Source organism: Micromonospora trifolii (genome assembly GCF_050516465.1).
Lineage (GTDB): Bacteria > Actinomycetota > Actinomycetes > Mycobacteriales > Micromonosporaceae > Micromonospora > Micromonospora trifolii.
Genome location: NZ_CP191526.1, coordinates 6496522 through 6519103, shown reverse-complemented (window position 1 = coordinate 6519103; position 22582 = coordinate 6496522). Strand labels below are relative to the sequence as shown.

Sequence of the window (22582 nt, the reverse complement as noted above, 5' to 3'; positions counted from 1 at the left end):
AGGTCGGGCACTCCGTGGTCACTATGTCGGACACTGTGTCCGGCAACGAGCGTACGTCGCCCACCCGACCCCCGGCCACCTAGGATTCCGGCTATGCCCTCGATCACCCGCCGCCGCCCGCGCAACCCCGACGGACGCGCGGCAGTCGAAGCGCGGGTGCTGGCGGCCACCGAACGACTCCTGAAGGAGGGGATCCGCTTCACCGACCTCGGCGTGCAGCGGATCGCCGCCGAGGCCGGTGTGGCGCGGTCGACCTTCTACACCCACTTCCGGGACAAGACAGAGCTGCTCATGCGCCTCGCGGGCACCATGCGGGAGAGTTCGTTCGACCGCACCGGCGACTGGGACCCGGGCGGCCCCGGCGACCCGCTCGCGCGGCTCACCGAGGTCTTCGCCGACGTGATCCGGATATACCGGACGTACGCCCCGGTGCTGGCCGCGGTCAGCGAGGTCGCCGCCTACGACGAGGTGGTCCGGGAGTACTGGGCGGCCGGGCTGGAGCAGTTCGTGGCCCGCACCATCGACGCGCTCCGGATCGAGCAGCAGGCCGGGCGTACCCCCGCCGACCTGGACGTGACGGCGGCCAGCCGGCTGATCGTGATCGGCGGCGACCGCTTCCTGGCCGACCACGTCAGCACGGCCTCGGCAGACCCCGAGACCGACGCGGCGGCCGCCCGGGAGTTGGCCGCGACCTGGTGGTACGGCGCCTACCGTCGCCCCGCCTGACCGGCTGACGCCGACCGCCCCGGAGCGGTCCGGGGCGGTCGGCGTCGAGACACTCAGATCATCGTCTGGGACTTGGCCTCCATGTCGGCGGCGGCCTCCTCCTTGGACTCACGGGTCAACGGCTTGCCGCCCGGAGCCGGGGCCTCGCCGCCGAGCGGGTCGGCGCCACCGGTGGCACCCTTCGGGCCGGCACCCCGCAGCTGCGTGTTGGGAAGCGTCAGGGTGACCAGCACCGCCACGATCGCGATCAGGCCGGCGGTCAGGAAGACCATGTCCAGCGCGTCGACGAAGGCGCCCTGGATGGCAGCGCGCACCGGCCCCGGCAGGGCCAGGATGGTGGCCGGGTCGTTGATCGAGATGTTGGCGCCGCCACTCGCCGCCACGGCGGCCTGCTCCTGCGGCGGCAGCTGCGCGATCGCGCCGGGCAACCGGTCGGCGAGCCCGCCGGTCAGCCGGGACGAGAGCACAGTGCCGAGGATCGCCACCCCGAACGATCCGCCCAGCGACCGGAAGAAGGTCGCCGAGGAGGTGCCAGCACCCAGGTCGCGTACCGAGACCGCGTTCTGCACCGCCAGGATCAGCGACTGCATACACAGACCCAACCCGACGCCGATCACCACCATGAACCCGAACGCGACCCAGAGCGAGGTGGCCACCTCCAACTGGGTGAAGAGGAACATGCCGACCAGCAGGGTCACCGAACCGGCCACCGGGAACCACTTGTACCGACCGATCCGGGTCATCGCGCGGCCGGTCAGGATCGAGGTGATGATGATGCCGGCCATCATCGGCAGCATCAGCAGACCGCTTCGGGTCGGCGAGGCGCCCTTCACGATCTGCAGGTACAGCGGGATGAAGATGATCGAACCGAACATCACCAGACCGATGATGAGCAGGGCCGAGTTGGCCAACGCGAAGGTGGCGTTCCGGAACAGCCGCAGCGGCAGGATCGGCTCGGCCACCCGGGCCTCCTGGAGGACGAAGAGCACCCCCAGCACCGCACCGACGACGAAGAGTGTGATGATCACGCCGGAGCCCCAGGCGTACTCGTTGCCGCCCCAGCTCAGCGCGAGCAGCAGGGAACTCACCCCGGCCACCAGCAGGCCGGCGCCGAGCCAGTCGATCGAGTGGTCCCGACGTTCGAACGGGATCAACCGCATCACGTGGTAGCAGACGACGATCGCCAGGATCGCCAGCGGCACGTTGATGTAGAAGATCCACCGCCAGTCGGTCTCCGCGAAGTAACCGCCCACCAGCGGCCCGGCGACCGACGAGATCCCGAAGACCGCGCCGAACAGCCCCTGGTAGCGGCCACGCTCCCGGGGTGACACCACGTCCGAGATGATGGTGAACGCGAGCGTCAACAGACCACCGGCGCCGAGACCCTGGATACCCCGGGTGACGATCAGCTGGGTCATGTTCTGCGACAACCCGGCCAGCAACGACCCGAGCAGGAACGTGCCGATCGAGAAGAGGAAGACCGGCCGACGCCCGTACAGGTCGGCCATCTTGCCGTAGAGCGGCGTCGACGCGGTCGAGGCGAGCAGGTACGCGGTGACCACCCAGGAGTAGTGGTTGATTCCGCCCAGCTCGCCCACGATGGTCGGCAGCGCCGTACCAACGATGGTCTGGTCGAGTGCGGCCAGCAGCATGCCGGTCATCAGGCCGAACATGAGCAGCCGGATCTGCTGACGGTTCAGCACCGGCGCATCTGAGGCTTCGGTGGTCATGTGCCCTTCTATCCCGCGAGCCGCAGAACATGCGCGGAACCACCAAAAAACCAACCCCTACCGCAGCCTCCTCGCGCTCCCGCGTCCTGGCGTTGATCAAGAGATTTGCGTCAGGACGGACGGCGGTTTCGTGACGCAAACCTCTTGATCAACGGGGGAAGGGTGGGGCGGAGGGGCAGGGGTCAGGGGGTGGCGAAGGTTTTGGTGATTGCTGCGCAGAAGGCGGGGAGGTCGTCGGGTTTGCGGCTGCTGGTCAGATTGCCGTCGGTGACGCACTCCTCGTCCACCCAGGTGGCTCCGGCGTTGGTCAGGTCGGTACGCAGGGTGGGCCAGGAGGTGATCCGCCGACCGCGCACCACGTCCGCCTCGATCAGCGTCCACGGGCCGTGACAGATCACCCCGACGGGCTTGCCCGCGTCGAAGAACGCCTTCACGAACCGCACCGCGTCCGGGTCGCCCCGCAGGAAGTCCGGGTTCGCCACCCCTCCGGGCAGCACCAACGCGTCGTAGCCGGCGGCGTCTGCCTTGTCGACGGTCACGTCCACGTCGTACGTCTTGGAGTGGTCCAGGTGGTTGAAGGACTGGATGGAGCCGGGCTTCAGCGAGACCAGCTCGGCCGTCGCGCCGGCGTTCTCGACCGCCTCGCGTGGTTGGACGTACTCGACCTCCTCGACGCCATCGGCGGCCAGGAAGGCGATCCGCTTGCCCTGCAATGTCGCTGCCATCTCGGTACATCTCCTTTCCGGGGGTACCTCAATCCCCTTCCCGCCCTCGAACGCCCGAAACAGGTCGGACAGGTTCGGACTGGTTCGGACCGGTCAAGGGCCGTCGAAGGCCGCCTGACCAGCGGCGGGACCGGTCGGCGCGCAGGTTTGTCCGCCAGGCCGCTGGGGACCCGGGGAGGCATGGCAGGAGCAGCAGCGGAACAGCGCCGGTTCGCCAGCGTCGTGGAGAGCTGGCTCGGACGCCCCGTCCTGATCGTCGGTGACGCCATGTTGGACGAATGGCGGTTCGCCGACTCCGACCGGCTCTGCCGGGAGGCGCCCGCCCCGGTCCTCACCCTGCGCCGACGGATCTCCGCAGCCGGTGGGGCCGCGAACACCGCCGTCAACGTCGCCGCCCTCGGCGGACGGGCGGTGCTGGTGGCACCGGTCGGCGCCGACGTCGCCGGGGACGAACTGCACGACTGCCTGGACCGCGCGAGCGTCTGGGACCGCACTGTCAACCAGCCTGGGCGACCCACCCCGGTCAAGCGGCGGATGTTGGCCGGCAACCAGATCCTGCTGCGTGAGGACTCCGGCGACCCGGAGGACGCCCTGGACCACGACGGGGTGACCCGGCTGCTCACCGCCCTGAGCTGCGCCACCGAGGAGTTGCGCGCCGCCGCCGGTGGGGAGGCGCCGACCCTGGTGGTCTGCGACTACGGCCTGGGCGCGCTGCCCGCGCCGGTCCGCGCGTGGCTGGTCGAGAACCGCCAGCGGTACGCCACGGTCGCGCTGGACGCCCACGACCTGGCCGACTGGCGGGGCCTCGCGCCGACCGTGGTCACCCCCAGCTTCGCCGAGGCGACCCGGCTGTTGGCCCGCGCGGGCGGTACGACCCGACCGACCGGCGGGACCGAACTGCACCTGGAACACCCGGACGGCGACCCGGTCGACGGGCCCTCCGAAATGACCGTCGGCGCGGCACCGGGCGCGATACGCGCGGAAGACACGGCCGCCGAGGTGGCCCGGGCCGACCGCCCGGGACCGGTCGGCGAGCCCACCCCGGGCGAGGGACGGGTCGCCCTCACCGGCGACGGGCTCAGCGTCACCGGCACCGGCGTCACAGTGAACACCCGGGCCGGGGAGGGCGTCGACCGGGCCGTCCTGGCCGAGTCGCGGCTGGCCGAACTGCGTGCGCACACCGGTGCCGACGTGGTCGCGGTGACACTGGACACCGAGGGTGCGGTGGTCGGCGGCGCCGACGGGGAGCCACGACGCAGCCACAGCACCCCGGTGCCGGCGAGCCACGCCGTGGGCGCCGGCGACGCGTACCTGGCGGCGATGACGTTGGCCCTGGCCGCCGACGCGCCCCTGCCCACCGCCGCCCAACTCGCCCAACTGGCGGCCACCATCACCGTCTCGGACACCGGCACCTGCGTGTGCCGACGGGACGACCTGCTCGCCGCGCTCGACCAGCCGACCGACACCACGAGCCACCCCGCGCTGGTCGGCGGCGACGAGTTGGACGCGATCGTCGCCGAGTACCGCGAGGCGGGACGGTCGGTGGTCTTCACCAACGGCTGCTTCGACGTGCTGCATCGCGGGCATGTGCGCTACCTGGAGCAGGCCCGCGCGTTGGGCGACCTGCTCATCGTGGCGGTCAACTCGGACGGCAGCGTACGACGGCTGAAGGGTCCGGACCGGCCGGTCAACCCGGTCGAGGACCGGGGTGCCCTGCTCGCCGCGCTCGCCTGCGTGGACCACGTGGTGGTCTTCGAGGAGGACTCACCCGCCGCGCTGATCGAGGCGGTCCGACCGGACGTGTACGTCAAGGGCGGCGACTATCCGCCGGAACTGGTGCCGGAGGCGCCGCTGGTGCGCCGGCTGGGCGGCCAGGTGCGCACCCTGGGGTACGTGCCGGACCGGTCCACCTCCGCGATCATCGAGCGGATCCGGTCGCACAGCCAGGACCCGTCGCCACACCTCGACGACCGGGAGCCTGACCCGTCGCTGCGCACCCGCACCCAGGCGTCGTGAACCGCCCCCTCGACCTCGGTACCCCGGAGGCGTTTCGCGCCGACCGGCTGGTCGACGTGCTGATTCCGACCCGGAACCGGCCCGCCGAGTTGGCCGTCACCCTGGGCGGGCTCGCCGCCCAGGACGGGGTACCCGGCTTCGGCGTGGTCGTCAGCGACCAGTCCGACGGGGATCCGGCGTACACCCATCCCGCCGCGGCCACCATGGTCCGGGCGCTGCGGCACCGGGGTCACCCGGTGCTGCTGACCCGCCGGCTGCCCCGGCGGGGGTTGGCCGAACACCGGGCGTACCTGCTCGCCGCCTCGGCTGCCCGATACGTCCTCAGCCTCGACGACGACATCTGGCTGGAACCGGGTGCGCTGCACCGACTGGTCACCGCGATCGGTGAGCTGGGCTGCGGGTTCGTCGGCAACGGCGTGCACGGGCTCTCGTACACCGACGACGTACGGCCGGAATCGCACGGCCACTACGAGGAGTGGGCCGGCCCGGCCACACCCGAGCGGATCCGACCCGGCACCCCGGAGTGGGACCGGGCCCGGATCCACTCGGCCGCGAACCTGCTGCACATCACCGAGCGGTTGGCGCTGCCGCCAGGCGCGTGGCGGGCGTACAAGGTCTCCTGGATCGGCGGGTGCGTGCTCTACGACCGGGCCAAGCTCGTCGACGCCGGTGGCTTCGACTTCTGGCGGCGGGTGCAGGAGAAGCACCAGGGCGAGGACGTGGCCGCGCAGCTCGCCGTGTTGTCCCGCTACGGCGGCGCGGGCATCCTGCCCAGCGGCGCGTACCACCTGGAGTCCCCCACCACGGTCACCGACCGGAACGTGGAGGCGTGGGAGGTCGTCCTCGCCGAGGAGGACACCCCGCAGCCGGCCTGAACTAGTGGGTGAGCAACTCCCGGGCGGCTTCCAGCACCTCGATCACCGGTACGTCGGTCACGAACGAGTCCCGGTGCGGGCACTCACCGTCGCCGGGCCGGTGCGGGTAGATGCCCGGTGTGCAGTCGACCCCGCAGACCGGGCAGTGCACCGTCCACGAGCTGATCGGCCGGTGCCGGGCCCGCAGCGGGCTGGCCCCGTTGATCAGGTTGCCGACCCAGAAGATCCCCACCGTGGGCGCGCCCACCGCGGCGGCCAGGTGCAGCGGGCCGGTGTCGTTCGAGACGACCAACGCGCAGTCGGCGTAGCAGCCAACCAACCCACCCAGGCTGAGCGTGCCCACCTGTGGGCGCACCGGCACCTGCGCCGCAGCGACGACCCGGTCCACCACCTCCTGCTCGGAGGGCGTGCCGGTGACCAGCACCTCGTAGCCGTCCTCGTGCAGCGCACGGGCCACCTCGGCGAAGCGCTCGGCGGGCCAGCGCCGGCGGGTGTCGGTGGCACCCGGATGCAATGCCACCCGGGGACGGCCCGCCGGGCCGAGCACCTGGGCGGCCTCAGCCCGGTCGGCGTCGGTCACCGCCAGCGTTGGCGTGATGGTGGTGGCCGGCGCTCCCGCGAGCGCCACCACCTCCAGGTAGCGGATCACCTCGTGCTGGTAGTAGACGTAGCGCAGCCACCGGTCCAGCGGCGGCGCGTCGTCAGCGCGCAGACCCACCGTCAACCGGGCACCGAGCCGACTGATCAGCGGGTTGGAGTTGGCACCACCGCCGTGGATCTGCACCGCCAGGTCGAATTCCGCACCGGCGGCAGCGGCCACGAAGTCGTCGATCGACGACTCCGGCTCGCCCGGCTCCGGCGTACGGATGCCGGCGGCCGGCGGCACCACCAGCACCCGGTCCACCGGGCCGGGCCGGTCGCGCCAGAGCTTCGCGTGCCACGGCGCCCCGAGCAGCACGATCTCCGCCGAGGGGTACGCGCTGCGCAACGCCTCCAGCGCCGGCAGGGCGAAGATGAAGTCACCGAGCGCGTTGGCGCGCAGCACGGCGATCCGCCGCACGTCGGGAAGGCGCTCGGCCGTCGGGCCGAGCACGGACGGGGTGACCACCCGGTCCGCTACGGCCGGTCGATCTCGCCCGCGGTGTCCGGGCGGTGCAGCTCCCGGTCCGCGGCGGGATCGGCTGACATCGGCGTACCCGTGGAGAGGTCGCCGGAGCGCGGCCCGGTGCGGCCGACGGTGATGGTGCGCGGCGCGGGCCGGGTCGCCCGCGGCAGCCGGACCCGGAGCAGGCCGTGGTCCATCACCGCGTCGATGGTGTCCGGGTCGACCCGCGCCGGCAGGTTGACCCGGTACTCGAAGCCGCGCGTCTCGAAGCCGCCGGGGATGCCCTGGTCGGCGTTGACCTCCGCCTCCGAGCGGGCCCGCACGCACAACTCGCGGTCGTCCAACTCGACGGCCACCTCCTCCGGCGCCACCCCGGGCAGCCGGACGACGACCTCCCAGCCGTCCGAGGTCTCGGTCAACTCGACGTCGGACGCCCCGCCGCGACCACCGACCAGGCGACTCAACTCGGAGCGCAGCGACTGCAACTCCCCCATCGGGTCCCAGCCCTGCTGCCGGCTGCCGCGCCACCCCCGGCCGAAGCCGCCAAACTGCTGCTCGCTCATCGCACCTCTCCGATCCGCTGGGCGGCCGTCGGCGGCCGTAGTGAGCTGGGCGCGTCCAGGCCGGCGTCGCGGTCGACGCCCACACCGAGCCGGTCGACCAGCTCACCACCGAGCCAGGCGCTGATGCCGAGAATCGCCAGCGCGACCACCTCGATGGCGACCAGTGCCCCGCCGGCGGCCCGGGAATCCGCGTTGAGCCGCACCGCCCACACGGCGGCGAAGAGCAGGATCACCGCGACGTTGGCGCCTGCGTGCAGCAGACCCACCCGCTTGGCGCGGGTGCCGGTCGGGATCGCGAGCAGGTCGAACGTGCCGGCCGCCGCGGCGAGCAGGCCACCGATCAGACCGACGGTGATGTTCCAGTACGCGACCTCGCCGAGGAAGTCGGGACCGCCGACGGTGTCCACCACGTCGAACAGCACCGCCGTGGCCAGCAGCGCGACCGGGAACATCACCAGCATCGGGTGGACTGGGTGCCCCAGCACCTTGAGTCGGCTCTCCATCTCCCGGCCTCCACTGGTCGGCGTTCTGCGGAACGGTCACGTGCGGCGGCGCGTCGGGTGAGGCCGTACCCCCGGCAACCAAGCACAAACCTCGCGCTGGTCACGGCGGCCTAGGCTGACGACGGTGGTGCCCGCCACCGGGTCAACGGCTGAGGGAGGATCAACGTGACGGTGGAGATCACCTCGCACGAGGAGTTGCGCGAGCTGCTCGGCGTGCCGACCGCGCGGGTCGTCAACAAGGAACGCACCCGCCTGCACGAGCGGGACCGCGAGTGGCTCGGTGCCTCGCCGTTCTGCCTGATGGCCACGGCCGGCGCGGACGGCAGCTGCGACGTCTCACCCAAGGGCGACCCGGCCGGGTTCGCCCTGGTGCTGGACGACACGACCATCGCGCTGCCCGAGCGGCCCGGCAACAAGCGGGCCGACGGCTACCGCAACATCCTCGACAACCCACACATCGGGTTGCTCTTCCTGATCCCCGGTCGGACCGACACGCTGCGGATCAACGGGCGGGCCCGCCTGGTCAGCGACGCGCCGTGGTTCGACGACATGGTGGTCAAGGGGCACCGACCGGTGCTCGCCGTGGTGGTGGAGATCGAGCAGATCTTCTACCACTGCGCGAAGGCGTTCCTACGGTCCGCGCTGTGGCGGCCGGAGACCTGGCAGCCCGAGGCACTGCCGTCCCGGGCACGCCTGATCAAGGAGGTCGAGGCCCCGACGGAGAGCCTCGAAGACCTGGAACGGCACTACGGCCCGGCGTACGCCACGAAGATCTACGTCTGATCCCTCCGCACGACAGGAAGATCGTGCTCGATCATGCGCGTTGACCTACGGTTACCGATAGTCACGGTCCCGTGGGTGACCTGATAGCTTTCGTCGATGAGTTCGGCAACTGAACGAGGCGCGTCTGGCCACGTTGATCGCGTCGCTGACTACTACGACGACAACACGCGTCGGTTCCTCCTGGTTGCCGAGAGCCCAGGCATTGACGCTATCCATCGCGGTGTGTGGACGCCGGACGTCGCGAACACGGCAGCGGCCATGGACACCGTCAACCGCCTGATCATCGAGCGCTTGCGCGGGCAGGTCCCTGCGGGAAGCGCGAGGGTGCTTGACCTTGGCTGTGGTGTCGGCGGGACGATGGTTCGCTTGGCCCGCGAGGTGGACGGGTTCGTCTCCGGGGTGACCATCAGCCGCGTGCAGGCCGAGATCGCAGCGAAGCGGTTTGCCCGCGAAGGACTGACCGGCCGCTGTGACGTGATCTGTGCCGACTTCGCCGAGCTGCCCGCGGAACCGCACTACGACGCCATGGTCGCCGTGGAGGCGGTCGTCCACTCGCCGTCGCTGGAGAACCTGATCCCGTCCCTGGTGGAGCGGCTGCGCCCTGGTGGCCGCCTCATCCTGTGCGACGACTGGATGACCGAGAAGGATCGTGGGCTCGCCGCTCGGGAGCGTTGTCTCGACCAGTTCCGCGCCGGCTGGCGGGTCGGAAGCTTGCACACCGTGGCCGAGCTGGTCGCCATGTCCGAGCGCGCTGGCTTGCGCTTGGTCGAGGACCTGGATCTCACCCCATACCTGCACCTGGGGCGGCCCCGCGACCGCGTGATCAAGCTGGCTGTCGGCGCCACAGCCGCGCTTCCACGGCTTCGCAGCCGTCTTGTCGAGAAGCCATTCTGGGCCAACATGATTGGCGGTTCAGCGTTGCAGGCTGGATTGTCACGGCGTTGGTTGGAGTACCGCTTGATCGTGCTCGAGAAGGCCTGAGGTATCGCCCGTCGTCGCGGATCGGCATGTCTGTTGAATGACACTCACCGATGACGCTCGCACGCCTACGCTGGATCCCCACGGGAAGGGGTCCAATGAGGACGAGCTGGCCTGGGTCGCACCCCGTCATCCGCAGGGCCGGCCGCTTCTGGGTCGCTCGTGCCTCCGCCTGGCAGCTGGTGACGGCGCTGGTTCTCTTCGTCGCGGCCGTCTCGGCGGCCTTCACCGTGGCCGCGATGCTCACCACCGGCCCCGAGCCGACCGACCGTGGCGGACCGAACGGTTTCCCGCAGACCTGGCTGGCGACCGCTCGGTCGCTCCTCGGCGCGGAGGACTTTCCCCGGCAGGATGGGAACACCTGGCACGAATTCCTCGCCACACTGGCGAGCCTTCTCGGCGCGGTCACCCCGGCCGCGATCATCGGCATCGTCATGATCCGGGTCTTCGCCACTGAATTCTTCACCTGGCGGGCCAAGGGAAGTCTGTCCAGCCTCGCCGAACTGCGGTCGGACACCGCCGGGCCGGTGCAGGTCAGCACGGACGGAATCATCGCGATCCGCTTCTACAAGAAGATTCACGGCGTCGCACTGAGCGACATCCGGGCACGCGCCTACCTGGCCTTCCGTTCTACGTCGCTCATCGACGGCAGCACCTTCTTCAAACGCGAGCAGCTCCAGGTGCTCAGCCCGGAGGCCACCGAGGTGGAGGAACGGGTGTGGCCCCGGGTCGACTCGTGCATGCCGCTGACCCTCTGGATTCCGCTCAGGGCGCCTCTGCGCGACGGGCGGGCGACGAGTGTGCAGGGCCGGCAGCTCGACAGCCGCACCTACCACATCTTCGTGGTGGTGGAGGCCAGGGTCGCCGGGTTGAACATCAGCGTCCACGACCAGCGCAGCTATGCGCTCGCCAAGGATTTCCACGAGGGTAGGGCGGTGCCGATCGAACCTGACCTGACCCGACGGCCTCGCGACTGGCGCGGCTGGGATCGCTTCGACGAGCCGGCGACGTACGGGATCTTCGCGTACGGGTCACTGGTCGCGCCCGAGACGGTCAGCGACCTGCTCGGTCGACCCGCTCGGGAGGGCGTCGACTACTGCCGTGCCGCCCTGGACGGCTGGCGCCGGACGTGGAGTGTCTGCACCGACAACACCGGACCGGGCCGTATCCGCTACCAGGACGTGGCGAGCGGTGACGAACCCGAGATCCAGGTGCTGTTCCTCAATGCCGAGCCGGACGTTGATGCCTCGGCGGCCCTCGACGGAATCCTGATCCTCGTGCGGGGAGAGCAACTCGTCGAGCTGGACAAACGCGAGGGCAACTACCAGCGCACGGTGCTCACCACCGGGCTTTCGGTGCCGGCCGGCACAGTGGTGCCCGACGTGGTGTGGATCTACACCGGGCGGCAGGAGCAGGTCGACCGGGCACGCCAGGGCATCGTGATGGGCACCGCGCGGATCCGGCAGGAGTATCTGGACAGCGTCTGCAAGGCACACGCGCGACACCAGGGCCTGCTGGAGAACCTGGAGCGGTATACCAGCACTCCGCCGGGCGTCTCGGTGGTCAGCCTCCGCCGGATCGAACTGCCGGCGACGGAAGCAGCCCCACCTCAGCAGCGCAAACCGGGCTGATGCAGACGGCAACGATCAGGCCGACCAGCCGGCCGGGTTGCCGAACGACTCCCGGGAGATCCCCGAGCCGGTCTCCGGCCACGAACCGAACCGTTCGTTGTGCAGGTGCGCGAAGAAGTAGCACATGCCTTCGCAGTCGGCGTCCAGCAGAGCCAGCGCGGGGTCGGCGCGGACCGCCTCGTAGTACGACCGCCCCAGGGCCACGATGAAACCTCGGGCGTAGAGGAAGCCGTCGTCCGACCCGTCGGTCACCTCGTGGATGTCCTCCCGATCGATGTCGTGCAGCTTGCGCTCCACCACCCGGTCGAGATCCGTCAACTCCTGCCCGGTCAGCTCGACGGTCAGCTGCCCGAGGTGGTCCAGGAAGGCATCAAGCCAGGCGTCGATCGCGTAGGACGGGCTGTCATCGTCGTCGCCGTCGTCGCCGTCGGGGTCGCGCTCGACGAGGGCCTGCCGCAGCGCCAAGGGCTCGGCGCCCAACTCGGCCCAGGCAGCCTCGATGAGTGCCCACAGCCGGGCCTCGTCGGCGGGGGTGGGCAGCGTCCCAGGGGCATCGGTGGTCACGGTCACCGCCGGACCATATCGACCACCGCCGACACTTTCACCGCCACCACAGACCGCCGGCCCCGTCAGCTCTCCACATCGGTCGGTCGTCGTGCCGCTGCTCTAGCGTTGCCTGATGAACGACGACGATTGGTTGACAGCGACCCGCACCTCCTACGACACGGTCGCGGTCAGCTACGCGCACCTGGTACGTGACCTCCTGGCGGAGGCACCGTACGAACGAGCCGCCCTGGCATCGTTCGCCGAGCTCCTGCAGGGTGCCGGCGGCGGGCCGGTCGCGGATGTGGGCTGCGGGACGGGGCGGATCACCGCCCACCTTCACACGCTCGGCGTCGACGCCTTCGGGATCGATCTCTCGCCCGGAATGATCGACGTGGCCCGCCGTGACCACAGTGAGCTGAGGTTCGAGGTCGGCTCGATGACCGACCTCGATCTGGCCGACGGCTCGGTCGCCGGCCTGGTCGCCTGGTACTCCCTCATTCACATCCCCGACGACCAGATCGGTGTGGTGTTCGCCCACTTCCGGCGGGTGGTCCGGCCCGGTGGCCCGCTGCTGCTCGGCTTCCACGTGGGCGACGAAACGACCCTCAAGACCGAGGGCTACGGCGGGCACCCGATGAACGTGCACGTCCATCGTCGGCAGCCAGCCCAGGTGGCGGCCTGGCTACGCCAGAGCGGCTTCACGATCGACTCGCAGACCACCGTCACCTCGGCGGAGAGCCGGCTCGGCGGGATCATCCTCGGACGACGGGAGCCCTGAACGGCACCGCAACCCTTGTCTATCCTCCGCCACCGCCGCTACGCTAAACTGCGTACAGCGTTAGCAGTATTCGACTTCGAATGAGGCGACTGATGTCGGACGACGCGCGGCCCGTCTGGGTGCTCGGCGGCGGTGGAGTTGCCGGCATCGCCTGGGAAATCGGCATCCTCACCGGGCTAGAGGACGAGGGAGCGACAGTGGCCCCGGAGGCCGTCCTCATCGGCACCAGCTCCGGTGCCGTTGTGGGCGCTCAGCTCGCCAGCGGCACCCCACTCGCGGAACTCTTCGAGGGCCAGCGCGCCGGCATCGCCCACGAAACCTCACCTGCGCTGGGCCTTCTCCACCTACTTCGGCTCGCACGGGCACAACTGTTCGCGCGCAGCCCCGAGCAGGCCGCTCGCCGCCTCGGTCGACTCGCCCTCGCCGCACGCATCGACGACCCGTCCCGGCAGCGCCGGATAGCCGAGGCCCGCCTGCCCAACCACGCCTGGCCGGACGACGCGGACCTTCGCATCGTGGTCGTCGACACCGAGACCGGCGCCAGTCGCACCATCAGCCGGCACGATGGCGTCCCCCTGGTCGACGCCGTCGCCGCAAGCTGCGCCATGCCGATCTCCGCAGCCCCGGTCAGCATCGGTGACCGCCGCTACATGGACGGCGGCATGCGGTCGACCCTCAACCTCGACCTCGCCCCCGGAAACGGCCCGGTCATCGCCCTCGCGCCGAGCACCGCCGCGATCGGGCCCTGGGCGCGCATCGACAATCAGCGAGCCGCGCTGGAAACGGGTCGCCGGGTGGAGTTGCTGCTCCGGGACCCAGCCTCCAAACGAGCCCAGGGGACCAGCGTGATGGACCGATCTGTCGTGCCCGCGCTCGTGGCCGCAGCCCGCGAGCAGGGCCGCCGCGAGGCGCCCCGGGTGGCGGCCGCACTCGCGGAAACAACGCCGGGGCGGGAACCGCGAGGCTGACAAGCCCAGGCCTCCGCGTGCCGTCGTTCCGCACACGACAGGCACGGTGGCGGTTTCCCAGCATGGGCGTCGCGCCTACTGCGGGCCAACCGGCTGTCCCGGACGAGCCTCCGGGTCGTGGCGGTCATCCACCGAAGAACGTGACGAGTCCTTGGGATCGGCGGCCCACAACGCGGCGGCCAGGACTTATGCCCCTATCGCAAATAAGTTCCGCCTTCTCCTAAATGTACCCAAGTACGGCCAAAACCTCTCTCGACCAACCAACTGGTCGAATACGCTACGACTCGCCCATAATGACGGCAAGTGACTAGCACGTAGCTCTGGGTGTATCCGGGGCGGCTCTGGAGGGGTCATGAGCAACAACCGACGGCTGCGGCGCAGCCTGAACCATGGCCGGGCCGCTTCAGGGCTGAGCTCCGCCCTACTGGTAGTCGGGATGACGGGTGGGCCCGCAGCCGCGGCGCAACCGGTGGAGACGAAGCCGTCCGCACAGGACGTACACATCGGTACGCCCGGTCCGCTGGGCCAACGCGGCGGGTGGCCGTCATCCTGGTCAACTGTCCGCCAAGACGACGACGGACCCGGCGATTCGTGGGACCAGTACCCCGACGGACAAACGGACTACGGTCCGCAGGGCTGGCAGAGCCCCTGGGGTGGTCACGACAAGGACAAGCACGACAAGGACAAGGGGGACTACCCGCACGACAAGCATGGCGCTCAAGGCCCCCAGGGTGCTCAAGGCGCCCAAGGCGACGCAGGCGCTCACGGTGCTCAAGGTGCCCAGGGCGACGCAGGCGCTCAGGGCGCACAAGGCTTCCAAGGCGAGGCGGGCGCTCAGGGCAACACGGGCGCGCAAGGCGCGCAGGGCGACGCAGGTGCTCAAGGTGCCACCGGCGCCCAGGGCCCACAGGGCGACGCGGGGGCTCAAGGTGCCACCGGCGCCCAAGGCCCACAAGGCGACGCAGGCGCTCAAGGCGCCCAAGGCTTCCAAGGCGCCACCGGCGCGCAGGGCGACGCAGGCGCCCAAGGCGCCACCGGAGCCCAGGGCCCGCAAGGCGACGCGGGCGCCCAAGGCCCACAGGGCGACGCGGGGGCTCAAGGTGCCACCGGCGCCCAGGGCCCACAGGGCGACGCAGGCGCTCAAGGCGCCCAAGGCTTCCAAGGCGCCACCGGCGCGCAGGGCGACACCGGCGCGCAAGGCGCGCAGGGCGACGCGGGTGCCCAAGGTGCCACCGGCGCCCAGGGCCCACAGGGCGACGCGGGTGCTCAAGGCGCACAAGGCTTCCAAGGCGCCACCGGCGCGCAGGGCTCGCAGGGCGACGCGGGGGCTCAAGGTGCCACCGGCGCCCAAGGCCCGCAAGGCGACGCGGGCGCTCAAGGCGCCACCGGCGCGCAGGGCTCGCAGGGCGACACGGGGGCTCAAGGTGCCACCGGCGCCCAAGGCCCGCAAGGCGACACCGGCGCCCAAGGCGACGCGGGCGCCCAAGGCCCACAGGGCGACGCGGGGGCTCAAGGTGCCACCGGCGCGCAGGGCCCACAGGGCGACGCAGGCGCTCAAGGCTTCCAAGGCGCCACCGGCGCGCAGGGCGACACCGGCGCGCAAGGCGCGCAGGGCGACGCGGGGGCTCAAGGTGCCACCGGCGCGCAGGGCCCACAGGGCGACGCAGGCGCTCAAGGCGCCCAAGGCTTCCAAGGCGCCACCGGCGCGCAGGGCGACACCGGCGCGCAGGGCGCGCAGGGCGACGCGGGTGCCCAAGGTGCCACCGGCGCCCAGGGCCCACAGGGCGACGCGGGTGCTCAAGGCGCCCAAGGCTTCCAAGGCTTCCAAGGCGCCACCGGCGCGCAGGGCGACGCAGGCGCCCAAGGTGCCACCGGCGCCCAAGGCCCGCAAGGCGACGCGGGCGCTCAAGGCGCCACCGGCGCGCAGGGCTCGCAGGGCGACGCGGGGGCTCAAGGCGCCACCGGCGCCCAGGGCCCACAGGGCGACGCGGGTGCTCAAGGCGCCCAAGGCTTCCAAGGCGCCACCGGCGCACAGGGCGACACCGGCGCCCAAGGCGCCACCGGCGCACAGGGCCCGCAAGGCGACGCGGGCGCCCAAGGTGCCACCGGCGCCCAAGGCCCGCAAGGCGACGCGGGCGCTCAAGGCGCCACCGGCGCGCAGGGCCCACAGGGCGACGCAGGCGCTCAAGGCGCTCAAGGCGCCCAAGGCTTCCAAGGCGCCACCGGCGCGCAGGGCTCGCAGGGCGACGCGGGCGCTCAAGGTGCCACCGGCGCCCAAGGCCCGCAAGGCGACGCGGGCGCTCAAGGCGCCACCGGCGCGCAGGGCTCGCAGGGCGACACGGGGGCTCAAGGCGCCACCGGCGCGCAGGGCCCACAGGGCGACGCGGGGGCTCAAGGTGCCCAAGGCTTCCAGGGCGCCACCGGCGCGCAGGGTCCGCAAGGCGACGCGGGGGCTCAAGGTGCCACCGGCGCCCAAGGCCCGCAAGGCGACGCGGGCGCCCAAGGCCCACAGGGCGACGCAGGCGCCCAAGGCTTCCAAGGCTTCCAAGGCTTCCAAGGCGCCACCGGCGCGCAGGGCTCGCAAGGCGACGCGGGCGCTCAAGGTGCCACCGGCGCCCAAGGCCCACAGGGCGACGCAGGCGCTCAAGGCGCTCAAGGCGCCCAAGGCTTCCAAGGCGCCACCGGCGCCCAAGGCCCGCAAGGCGACGCGGGCGCTCAAGGCGCGCAGGGCGACGCAGGGGCTCAAGGCGCGCAGGGCGACGCGGGCGCTCAAGGCGCCACCGGCGCCCAGGGTTTCCAAGGCGCCCAAGGTGCGCAGGGCGCCCAGGGAGACACGGGGGCACAAGGACTTCAGGGCGTACCAGGACCGCAGGGCGCCCAGGGCGCGCAGGGAGTGGCGGGCAACGGAATCGAGGCCGCCTACATTCAGGGCCCTCTGACCGTTATTGCAGACACCCCTGTGAATTTCGGCTGCCAGGCCGGAGATATTGCTGTGGGAACCGGATACCAGCTCTCGGGAGCAGGCGTCAACCCTGTGCTCATCCAGCCACTCTCGACCAGTGGCTACCAGTTCACCTTCACCGGCGGAGGCGCCGACATCTGGGTCTCCTGCATTTCACTCGCCACACCGTTGGCATTGACGGCTCCGTCCAACACGTCGGGCCGGGCGACATCAAACAGTAGCGACGCCAACCGGCCGAACAGCAGGTCGAACCGCCCCGTTACCGTCGAGGAGGAGTAATGGACATGCGTCAGATATTCGGGTCGCTCGCCTGCGGTGCGGTCCTGCTGACCGGAGTCACGGCATGCAGCGACAAGCCTGCCGAAAAGCCGCAGACGAACAACGCCGGCAACACCGACAAGTCGAACGGCGGCACCGAAACTACGCCGGCGGATCTGCTCAAGCTCGGTGTCGAGCAGGGCCAGGCCGGGAACTTCGACGCGGCGAAGGCCACCTTCGAGAAGCTGCTGGACGCCGAGGCCGACAACAAGTTCGCCTGGTTCAACCTGGGCTACATCGCCCAGTCTCGCAACCAGGGCGACGAGGCGATCAGTAACTACGACAAGGCACTGGCGGCAGACGCCAACTACAAGCCGGCCCTTTACAACAAGGCCATAGCAATGGAAGGCAAGGCGCCGACGACGGCGATAGACATCTACCGCAAGGTCGTGTCGATCGACGACAAGTCGTCAACCGCTTACCTTCGACTGGGCATGTTGCTGTCCCAATCCGGTGAGGACGCGGCAGCGCGGGACGCCTTCAAGGCGGCGATCCGTCTGGACAAGGGGCTCACCTCAGCCGTTCCCGCGAAGTACCGCACGACTCCTACCGCTCGGTCTTCGACTTCGGCGGGTCGGTGATTGGCTCAATGCGCACACCTCGCGTAACGGTGTTCACGGGGAGCAACCGCACCCGCTTCATCGACGAATGCTTCGAATCGCTCGTCGCGCAGACTTTCACCGACTGGGAGTGGGTGGTCATCCTCAATCAGGGGTCGCGTTGGCGGCCCGAGAGGCACGACGATCGGATCAGGCTCATTGTCCAAGATGACCTGAACGGCGTCGGCGCGGTGAAGGGGTACGCCTGCGCCGAGGCTACCGGTGACATCCTGGTCGAGCTTGACGACGACGACCTGCTCAGCAGTGACTGTCTGCAAGAGATCGTCGACGCCTTCGACTCCAACCCGGAGGTGGGGTTCGTCTACAGCGACACGGCGCAGATCCAGGAGGACGGCGGCCGCTCTGAAGACCGTTTCGCGAGTTCGTTCGGCTGGCGGCACTACGACGACAAGGTGGACGGCCGCGAGGTGCTGGTCTGCCGGGCGTTGCCGCCGACGCCACACAACGTGAGCTACATCTGGTACGCACCGAACCATGTACGGGCGTTCCGCCGGGACATCTACGAGAAGGTCGGCGGGTACGACGAGTCGCTCGACGTTGCGGACGACGCCGATCTCATGGCTCGGATGTACCAGCTGAGCGAGTTCCATCACATTCAGAAATGCCTGTACCTCCAGCGCATGCACGCCAAGAACACGCAGCGCATTCCAGAAGTCAACGCTCGCATCCAGCAGCGCACGGTGGAGATCTACGACCGGAACATTCAACATAACGTGCTGGCCTGGTCACGTCGGCAGGGACTTTTGGCGCTCGACCTGGGCGCCGCGCACAACAAGCCGGAAGGGTACCTCGGTCTGGATTACCACGACGGGTCAGGTGTGGACATCGTCTGCGACATCACGAAAGGTGTCGACCTGCCGGACAACAGCGTCGGGGTCATTCGGGCGGTGGATTTCCTGGAACACATCCCAGACAAGATCGCACTTTTCAACGAGCTGTACCGGCTACTCGCGCCGAACGGGATGTTGTTGTCGCTGACGCCCAGCACCGACGGTCGAGGCGCCTACCAGGATCCGACGCATGTGGCGTTCTACAACGAAAACTCGTTCTGGTACTTCACGGACGGCAAATATTCTCGGTTCGTACCTGAAATCAAATGCCGATTTCAGGCTTCGCGGCTGGTTACGTACTTCCCGAGCGAGTGGCACCAGGCGCACAACATCCCGTACGTATCCGCGAATCTCATCGCGATCAAGGATGACGCCCTGCGCAACGGTGGCCTGCTGAACATATGACATCACGTGCGGTGTCCGAGCACCCAGGGAGCCTTCAGGGCCGACTGTGGGCCGGAATACGACGGCGGCGACGGTCCATGGATCGCCGGGTTCGGCCTCCACCACCTACTGTCGACTCATGGTTGACACTGACGAGGCTGTCCAGATCGCGATGCGATTCCTGGCCCGCCGCCTTGGCGAGCGTCAGGATCTGCGCGAACTGCCAAGCGTGCAGGGGGTGACTGTCGAGCAGGTGGTCACCGTGACCGGTACGCGGCGCTGTCACATCGTGAGTTTTGCCTGGCCGCTGCGGGTGGCTGTCGATCATGAAACGGGCGACGCGGACATGCTGCGGTAGGAGCGATCTGATGCGGACCGCTGCTACGTGCGGAGGAAATGTGTGAGGTCGCCCGGCCCGTCGTGCCGAGCGTCGATCACCAGCTCGCGTTCCATGGATGTCCAGGTACCGGCGCCGCCCCAACCTTCCCAATCGGCAGCGAGCCTCTCCAGGAACCCGGGCAGCGTCGTATCCAGAGGGCGTGGCGCTTATCAACTCTCAGGACCGTGCGAGCGGTGTCAGGCGGGCCGCCACTCGTCGTGGGCGTCGAACTCGCCGAAGGGGTCCTCGGTCCAGCCCAGGTCGCGCCAGGTGCCGGTGCCGTCCAGCGGGCCCTCGTAGAGCAGCTCCACGTAGCTGCCGCGATGGGCGGCGGGGCCACGTCGGGGCGGCCGTCGATGATCTCCATGCCGAGGACACCCTTCCAGGCCAGCTGGAAGCCGGACGTGGGGACGGCCGGGCCACGCAGCAGACAGGAGAAGGCGTCGATCCGCCGCCGACACGGCCGCCTCCGCCGGATCCGCGCCCGGCGCGGACGCCCAGGCGGCGTTCACCGCCTCGATGATCTCCTGCTGGAGCTCGTGTCGCGGCAACGACGTCGAGCGCTCGTCCAGTAGCAGCCCAACCAGCCGTCCGTCCGCATCCATCTGCGCACGCACCAATCCGTCCCCGGCCGTACCGACGCCGATGGCATGGGGATCCTCGAGCATCGATGGCGGCGTGGGCGCCTGCATCGCACCGACCTGAGCGCGGGCCCGATCCAGCAGCTCTGCGAGTTCACCGCCCGCCTGATACGCATCCATTCACGCTCCTCTCTGTCCGCCCGGCATCCCAGGAACAGCCCGCAACCCCAGAACACCGGTGAGGAGAAATAGAGCGATCGCGATCAGCGACGGTCAGACCGATGGGGTGAGGCCGACCAGGGCGCCGACCAGGAGGGCGAGTGAAGGTGCATGCGGAAACACGCGCGAACCGCGGCGCGTCGGGCGGTGGTCTGCTCGGCTCGTCCCAGGTCGATGCCAGGCGGGAAGGCCTACCGCAACCACCCACGGCCGTGACCCGCCGGCGGTGCCCCGGCCATCCTGGAGCCGGAGCTCCCTCGCCGGAAGGCGCACTGACCGCGGCCCCGCGACCCGCTGCCAGGTCGCTTGGCTGCTCGCCTGGCGAGGGCAAGCAAAAGGCCCAGGTCATGGTCGGCGATCAAGCCGGTGACCTGGGCCTTTCAGTGGAGCCGCCTGACGGAATCGAACCGTCGACCTACGCATTACGAGTGCGTCGCTCTAGCCGACTGAGCTAAGGCGGCAACGATCAGCAAGTGTACGGCACCCCGGCGGCACCGACCGAACGGGATACCCCCGTCGCGCCCGCCAGCACCAACCGGACATCGGCCGCCATCTGGACGCTTACCGGACAGCGGATGATCGGGGCCGGGACTACGCTGCGGCGGGTGAGCGACGAACGCGACCACCCCGAACGTCAGGACGAGCCCACCGAACGCCCTGACCGTGCGCCAGCCGGTGAACGCGCCGCCCATCGGCCGCGCAGCACCGACCCGCTGGAGCTGGGCTTCACGCCGCGCAAGCCGGTGCCGTGGCTGGCGCCGTTTCTGTTGATCAGCACCGGCATCCGGACGCTGCTGGCGGTGCTCTTCGGGGCGTACCTCGACAAGCGCGAGTTGCAGAACGCGTTCGGCGACGGCGTCTTCCGCCAGGTCGGGCCGGACGGCGGACTGTGGCTCGACTACGTGGCCGACCTCGGTGACGGCTTCAACGCCACCTACTCGGTGGCGTACCTGCTGGCGCAGCCCGAGCTGGCCGTCGACGGGCACCGCCTGCCCCGGGCGCAGACCCTGGTGATGGGCGGCGACCAGGTGTACCCGTCAGCGGCCTACGCCGCCTACGAGGACCGGTGCAAGGGCCCCTACCAGGCCGCCCTGCCGGTGGCGCCGGCCGAGAAGCCGACGCTCTTCGCCGTGCCGGGCAACCACGACTGGTACGACGGCCTCACCGCGTTCCTGCGGTTGTTCGTCCGCTCCCGGGACCGCAACTTCGCGGGCTGGGGCACCGGGCAGTCCCGGTCGTACTTCGCCGTGGAGCTGCCGGCCGGCTGGTGGTTGCTCGGCGTGGACGACCAGTCCGGGTCGTACCTCGACGACCCGCAACTGGCCTACTTCGACGAGGTGGCCCGGCGGCTCGGGCCGGAGTCCAAGGTGATCATCGCAGCGCCGGCGCCGACCTGGGTCAAGGCCGCCGACAACCCCACGGCGTACGACTCGATCGACTACTTCATCCGTACGATCATCGACCCCACCGGGGCGCGGGTGCGGCTGCTGCTCTCCGGCGACCTGCACCACTACGCCCGCTACTCCGGGCCGGACCGGCAGCTGATCACCTGCGGTGGGGGCGGCGCGTACCTCTACCCCACGCACAAGCTGCCGGAGCGCATCGAGGTGCCACCGCGGGACACGCTGGCCCGCAAGGCCAGCTCCGCCCAGCCGTACGACCTGGTGGCCCGTTACCCGGATGCCGCGCGGTCCCGCCGCTACGGCTGGGGCATCTTCCCCCGGTTGCCGTTCCGCAATCCCGGCTTCACCACGTTGCTCGGCACTTTGCACACCCTGCTGATGCTGGCCATGGCGGGTGCGACGGCGAACTGGGCCGACAGCACCAACCAGCGGCTGTTCAGCGTCCCGCTGGTGCTGATGGTGCTCGTGACGGTGATCGCAGCGGCCCTGTTCGCCAAGCCGCCGAGCGCGAGCGGCAAACGCCACGCGCGGCACTGGATCCTCGGCGTCGGCCACGGCGTGGCGCAGGTGGCTCTGGCGGCGGCGGGCACCTGGGCCTGGTTGGCGCTGCCGTTCTACGACTGGCCGTGGCCGCTGCCGGCGGTCGCCGCGGCGGTGCTCTACGGCCCGGTGATCGGTCTGGTCGCCAGCCAGCTGGTGGCGGCGTACCTGCTGGTGGCGGGCTCGTTCGGCGTGAACGTCAACGAACTCTTCGCCGGCCAGGGCATCGAGGACTCCAAGTCGTTCCTGCGACTGCGCATCGACCCGGACGGCACGTTGACCATCTACCCGCTCGGGGTGGACCGGGTCTCCCGCGACTGGCGGGTGAACCCCGACCAGTCCCCCACACAGAGCTGGCTGATCCCCAAGTCCCCCCTAAACCCCCACCTAACCGAACCCCCCACAGTCCTGCACTAACC

Annotated in this window: 22 protein-coding genes and 1 tRNA gene; 13 read left to right on the top strand and 10 right to left on the bottom strand. The window is 70.1% G+C overall.

The window, feature by feature from the left end; all coding sequences use genetic code 11:
- The first annotated feature begins 93 nt into the window (after positions 1-93).
- On the top strand, positions 94-726 hold the full coding sequence (locus ACQRWP_RS30395) for a TetR/AcrR family transcriptional regulator (RefSeq protein ID WP_430499660.1): 633 nt from the start codon (positions 94-96) through the stop codon (positions 724-726).
- Positions 727-779: 53 nt separating this feature from the next.
- On the opposite strand, the gene ACQRWP_RS30390 is transcribed toward ACQRWP_RS30395, so the two are convergent.
- Together ACQRWP_RS30390 and ACQRWP_RS30385 are read right to left on the bottom strand one after the other, a co-directional pair.
- The gene (locus tag ACQRWP_RS30390) at positions 780-2456 is read right to left on the bottom strand and encodes an MDR family MFS transporter (RefSeq protein WP_430499659.1); all 1677 of its coding nucleotides are present in this window, start codon (positions 2454-2456) and stop codon (positions 780-782) included.
- Between the two features lie 182 nt (positions 2457-2638).
- Positions 2639-3181, bottom strand: coding sequence for a type 1 glutamine amidotransferase domain-containing protein (locus ACQRWP_RS30385; RefSeq protein WP_430499658.1), 543 nt, complete (start codon positions 3179-3181; stop codon positions 2639-2641).
- Between the two features lie 180 nt (positions 3182-3361).
- Here ACQRWP_RS30385 and rfaE2 point away from each other — a divergent pair, with 180 nt between their 5' ends.
- Positions 3362-5197 (top strand): D-glycero-beta-D-manno-heptose 1-phosphate adenylyltransferase, encoded by a 1836-nt coding sequence (gene rfaE2, locus ACQRWP_RS30380; RefSeq protein WP_430499657.1) that lies wholly within the window; start codon positions 3362-3364, stop codon positions 5195-5197.
- The gene (locus ACQRWP_RS30375) at positions 5194-6072 is read left to right on the top strand and encodes a glycosyltransferase family 2 protein (RefSeq protein WP_430499656.1); all 879 of its coding nucleotides are present in this window, start codon (positions 5194-5196) and stop codon (positions 6070-6072) included. Before rfaE2 ends, ACQRWP_RS30375 begins: the two co-directional genes overlap by 4 nt.
- Position 6073: 1 nt before the next feature.
- Here the strand turns inward: ACQRWP_RS30375 and ACQRWP_RS30370 are convergent, their stop codons facing one another.
- The 3 genes from ACQRWP_RS30370 to ACQRWP_RS30360 are packed head-to-tail and all read right to left on the bottom strand — an operon-like array spanning position 6074 to position 8243.
- Positions 6074-7180, bottom strand: a complete 1107-nt coding sequence (locus ACQRWP_RS30370) for a glycosyltransferase family 9 protein (RefSeq protein ID WP_430499655.1) — start codon at positions 7178-7180, stop codon at positions 6074-6076.
- Between the two features lie 8 nt (positions 7181-7188).
- On the bottom strand, positions 7189-7740 hold the full coding sequence (locus ACQRWP_RS30365) for an Hsp20/alpha crystallin family protein (protein ID WP_430499654.1): 552 nt from the start codon (positions 7738-7740) through the stop codon (positions 7189-7191).
- On the bottom strand, positions 7737-8243 hold the full coding sequence (locus ACQRWP_RS30360; protein WP_430499653.1) for a DUF2231 domain-containing protein: 507 nt from the start codon (positions 8241-8243) through the stop codon (positions 7737-7739). Before ACQRWP_RS30360 ends, ACQRWP_RS30365 begins: the two co-directional genes overlap by 4 nt.
- 165 nt (positions 8244-8408) lie before the next feature.
- Between ACQRWP_RS30360 and ACQRWP_RS30355 the strand changes: the two genes are divergently transcribed.
- From ACQRWP_RS30355 to ACQRWP_RS30345, 3 genes are all read left to right on the top strand, one after another.
- The gene (locus ACQRWP_RS30355; RefSeq protein WP_430499652.1) at positions 8409-9026 is read left to right on the top strand and encodes a pyridoxamine 5'-phosphate oxidase family protein; all 618 of its coding nucleotides are present in this window, start codon (positions 8409-8411) and stop codon (positions 9024-9026) included.
- 96 nt (positions 9027-9122) lie between these two features.
- Complete coding sequence (locus tag ACQRWP_RS30350) at positions 9123-10007, top strand: SAM-dependent methyltransferase (protein ID WP_430499651.1); 885 nt, start codon at positions 9123-9125, stop codon at positions 10005-10007.
- Positions 10008-10186: 179 nt separating this feature from the next.
- Positions 10187-11635 carry a gamma-glutamylcyclotransferase family protein gene (locus ACQRWP_RS30345; RefSeq protein WP_430499650.1) on the top strand — a complete coding sequence of 483 codons (1449 nt, stop codon included), beginning with the start codon at positions 10187-10189 and terminating at the stop codon, positions 11633-11635.
- Positions 11636-11650: 15 nt separating this feature from the next.
- On the opposite strand, the gene ACQRWP_RS30340 is transcribed toward ACQRWP_RS30345, so the two are convergent.
- On the bottom strand, positions 11651-12205 hold the full coding sequence (locus ACQRWP_RS30340; protein WP_430499649.1) for a DUF4240 domain-containing protein: 555 nt from the start codon (positions 12203-12205) through the stop codon (positions 11651-11653).
- Between the two features lie 109 nt (positions 12206-12314).
- Between ACQRWP_RS30340 and ACQRWP_RS30335 the strand changes: the two genes are divergently transcribed.
- Together ACQRWP_RS30335 and ACQRWP_RS30330 are read left to right on the top strand one after the other, a co-directional pair.
- Positions 12315-12959 (top strand): class I SAM-dependent DNA methyltransferase, encoded by a 645-nt coding sequence (locus tag ACQRWP_RS30335; protein WP_430499648.1) that lies wholly within the window; start codon positions 12315-12317, stop codon positions 12957-12959.
- Positions 12960-13051: 92 nt separating this feature from the next.
- Complete coding sequence (locus tag ACQRWP_RS30330; RefSeq protein ID WP_430499647.1) at positions 13052-13927, top strand: patatin-like phospholipase family protein; 876 nt, start codon at positions 13052-13054, stop codon at positions 13925-13927.
- 553 nt (positions 13928-14480) lie between these two features.
- On the opposite strand, the gene ACQRWP_RS30325 is transcribed toward ACQRWP_RS30330, so the two are convergent.
- Positions 14481-16727, bottom strand: a complete 2247-nt coding sequence (locus ACQRWP_RS30325; protein WP_430499646.1) for a hypothetical protein — start codon at positions 16725-16727, stop codon at positions 14481-14483.
- Positions 16728-16820: 93 nt separating this feature from the next.
- On the opposite strand from ACQRWP_RS30325, the gene ACQRWP_RS30320 reads away from it, so the two are divergent.
- From ACQRWP_RS30320 to ACQRWP_RS30305, 4 genes are all read left to right on the top strand, one after another.
- Entirely contained in the window at positions 16821-17168 is a 348-nt protein-coding gene (locus ACQRWP_RS30320; RefSeq protein WP_430499645.1) for a hypothetical protein, read from the top strand.
- Positions 17168-17788, top strand: a complete 621-nt coding sequence (locus tag ACQRWP_RS30315) for a tetratricopeptide repeat protein (RefSeq protein WP_430499644.1) — start codon at positions 17168-17170, stop codon at positions 17786-17788. The genes ACQRWP_RS30320 and ACQRWP_RS30315 overlap by 1 nt, the downstream gene beginning before the upstream one ends.
- Before the next feature lie 8 nt (positions 17789-17796).
- Entirely contained in the window at positions 17797-19062 is a 1266-nt protein-coding gene (locus ACQRWP_RS30310) for a glycosyltransferase (RefSeq protein ID WP_430499643.1), read from the top strand.
- 118 nt (positions 19063-19180) lie between these two features.
- On the top strand, positions 19181-19399 hold the full coding sequence (locus ACQRWP_RS30305; protein ID WP_430499642.1) for a hypothetical protein: 219 nt from the start codon (positions 19181-19183) through the stop codon (positions 19397-19399).
- A 23-nt stretch (positions 19400-19422) separates the two neighbouring features.
- Here ACQRWP_RS30305 and ACQRWP_RS30300 read toward each other — a convergent pair whose 3' ends face one another.
- The 3 genes from ACQRWP_RS30300 to ACQRWP_RS30290 form a co-directional block, all read right to left on the bottom strand.
- Positions 19423-19563: a DUF6228 family protein gene (locus tag ACQRWP_RS30300; RefSeq protein WP_430503337.1), complete on the bottom strand. Its 141-nt coding sequence runs from the start codon at positions 19561-19563 to the stop codon at positions 19423-19425.
- 54 nt (positions 19564-19617) lie between these two features.
- Entirely contained in the window at positions 19618-20181 is a 564-nt protein-coding gene (locus ACQRWP_RS30295) for a YbaB/EbfC family nucleoid-associated protein (RefSeq protein WP_430499641.1), read from the bottom strand.
- 423 nt (positions 20182-20604) lie between these two features.
- Positions 20605-20681 (bottom strand) — tRNA-Thr (locus ACQRWP_RS30290).
- A gap of 144 nt (positions 20682-20825) precedes the next feature.
- On the opposite strand from ACQRWP_RS30290, the gene ACQRWP_RS30285 reads away from it, so the two are divergent.
- Positions 20826-22580 carry a metallophosphoesterase family protein gene (locus ACQRWP_RS30285; RefSeq protein WP_430499640.1) on the top strand — a complete coding sequence of 585 codons (1755 nt, stop codon included), beginning with the start codon at positions 20826-20828 and terminating at the stop codon, positions 22578-22580.
- Positions 22581-22582 lie beyond the last annotated feature (2 nt).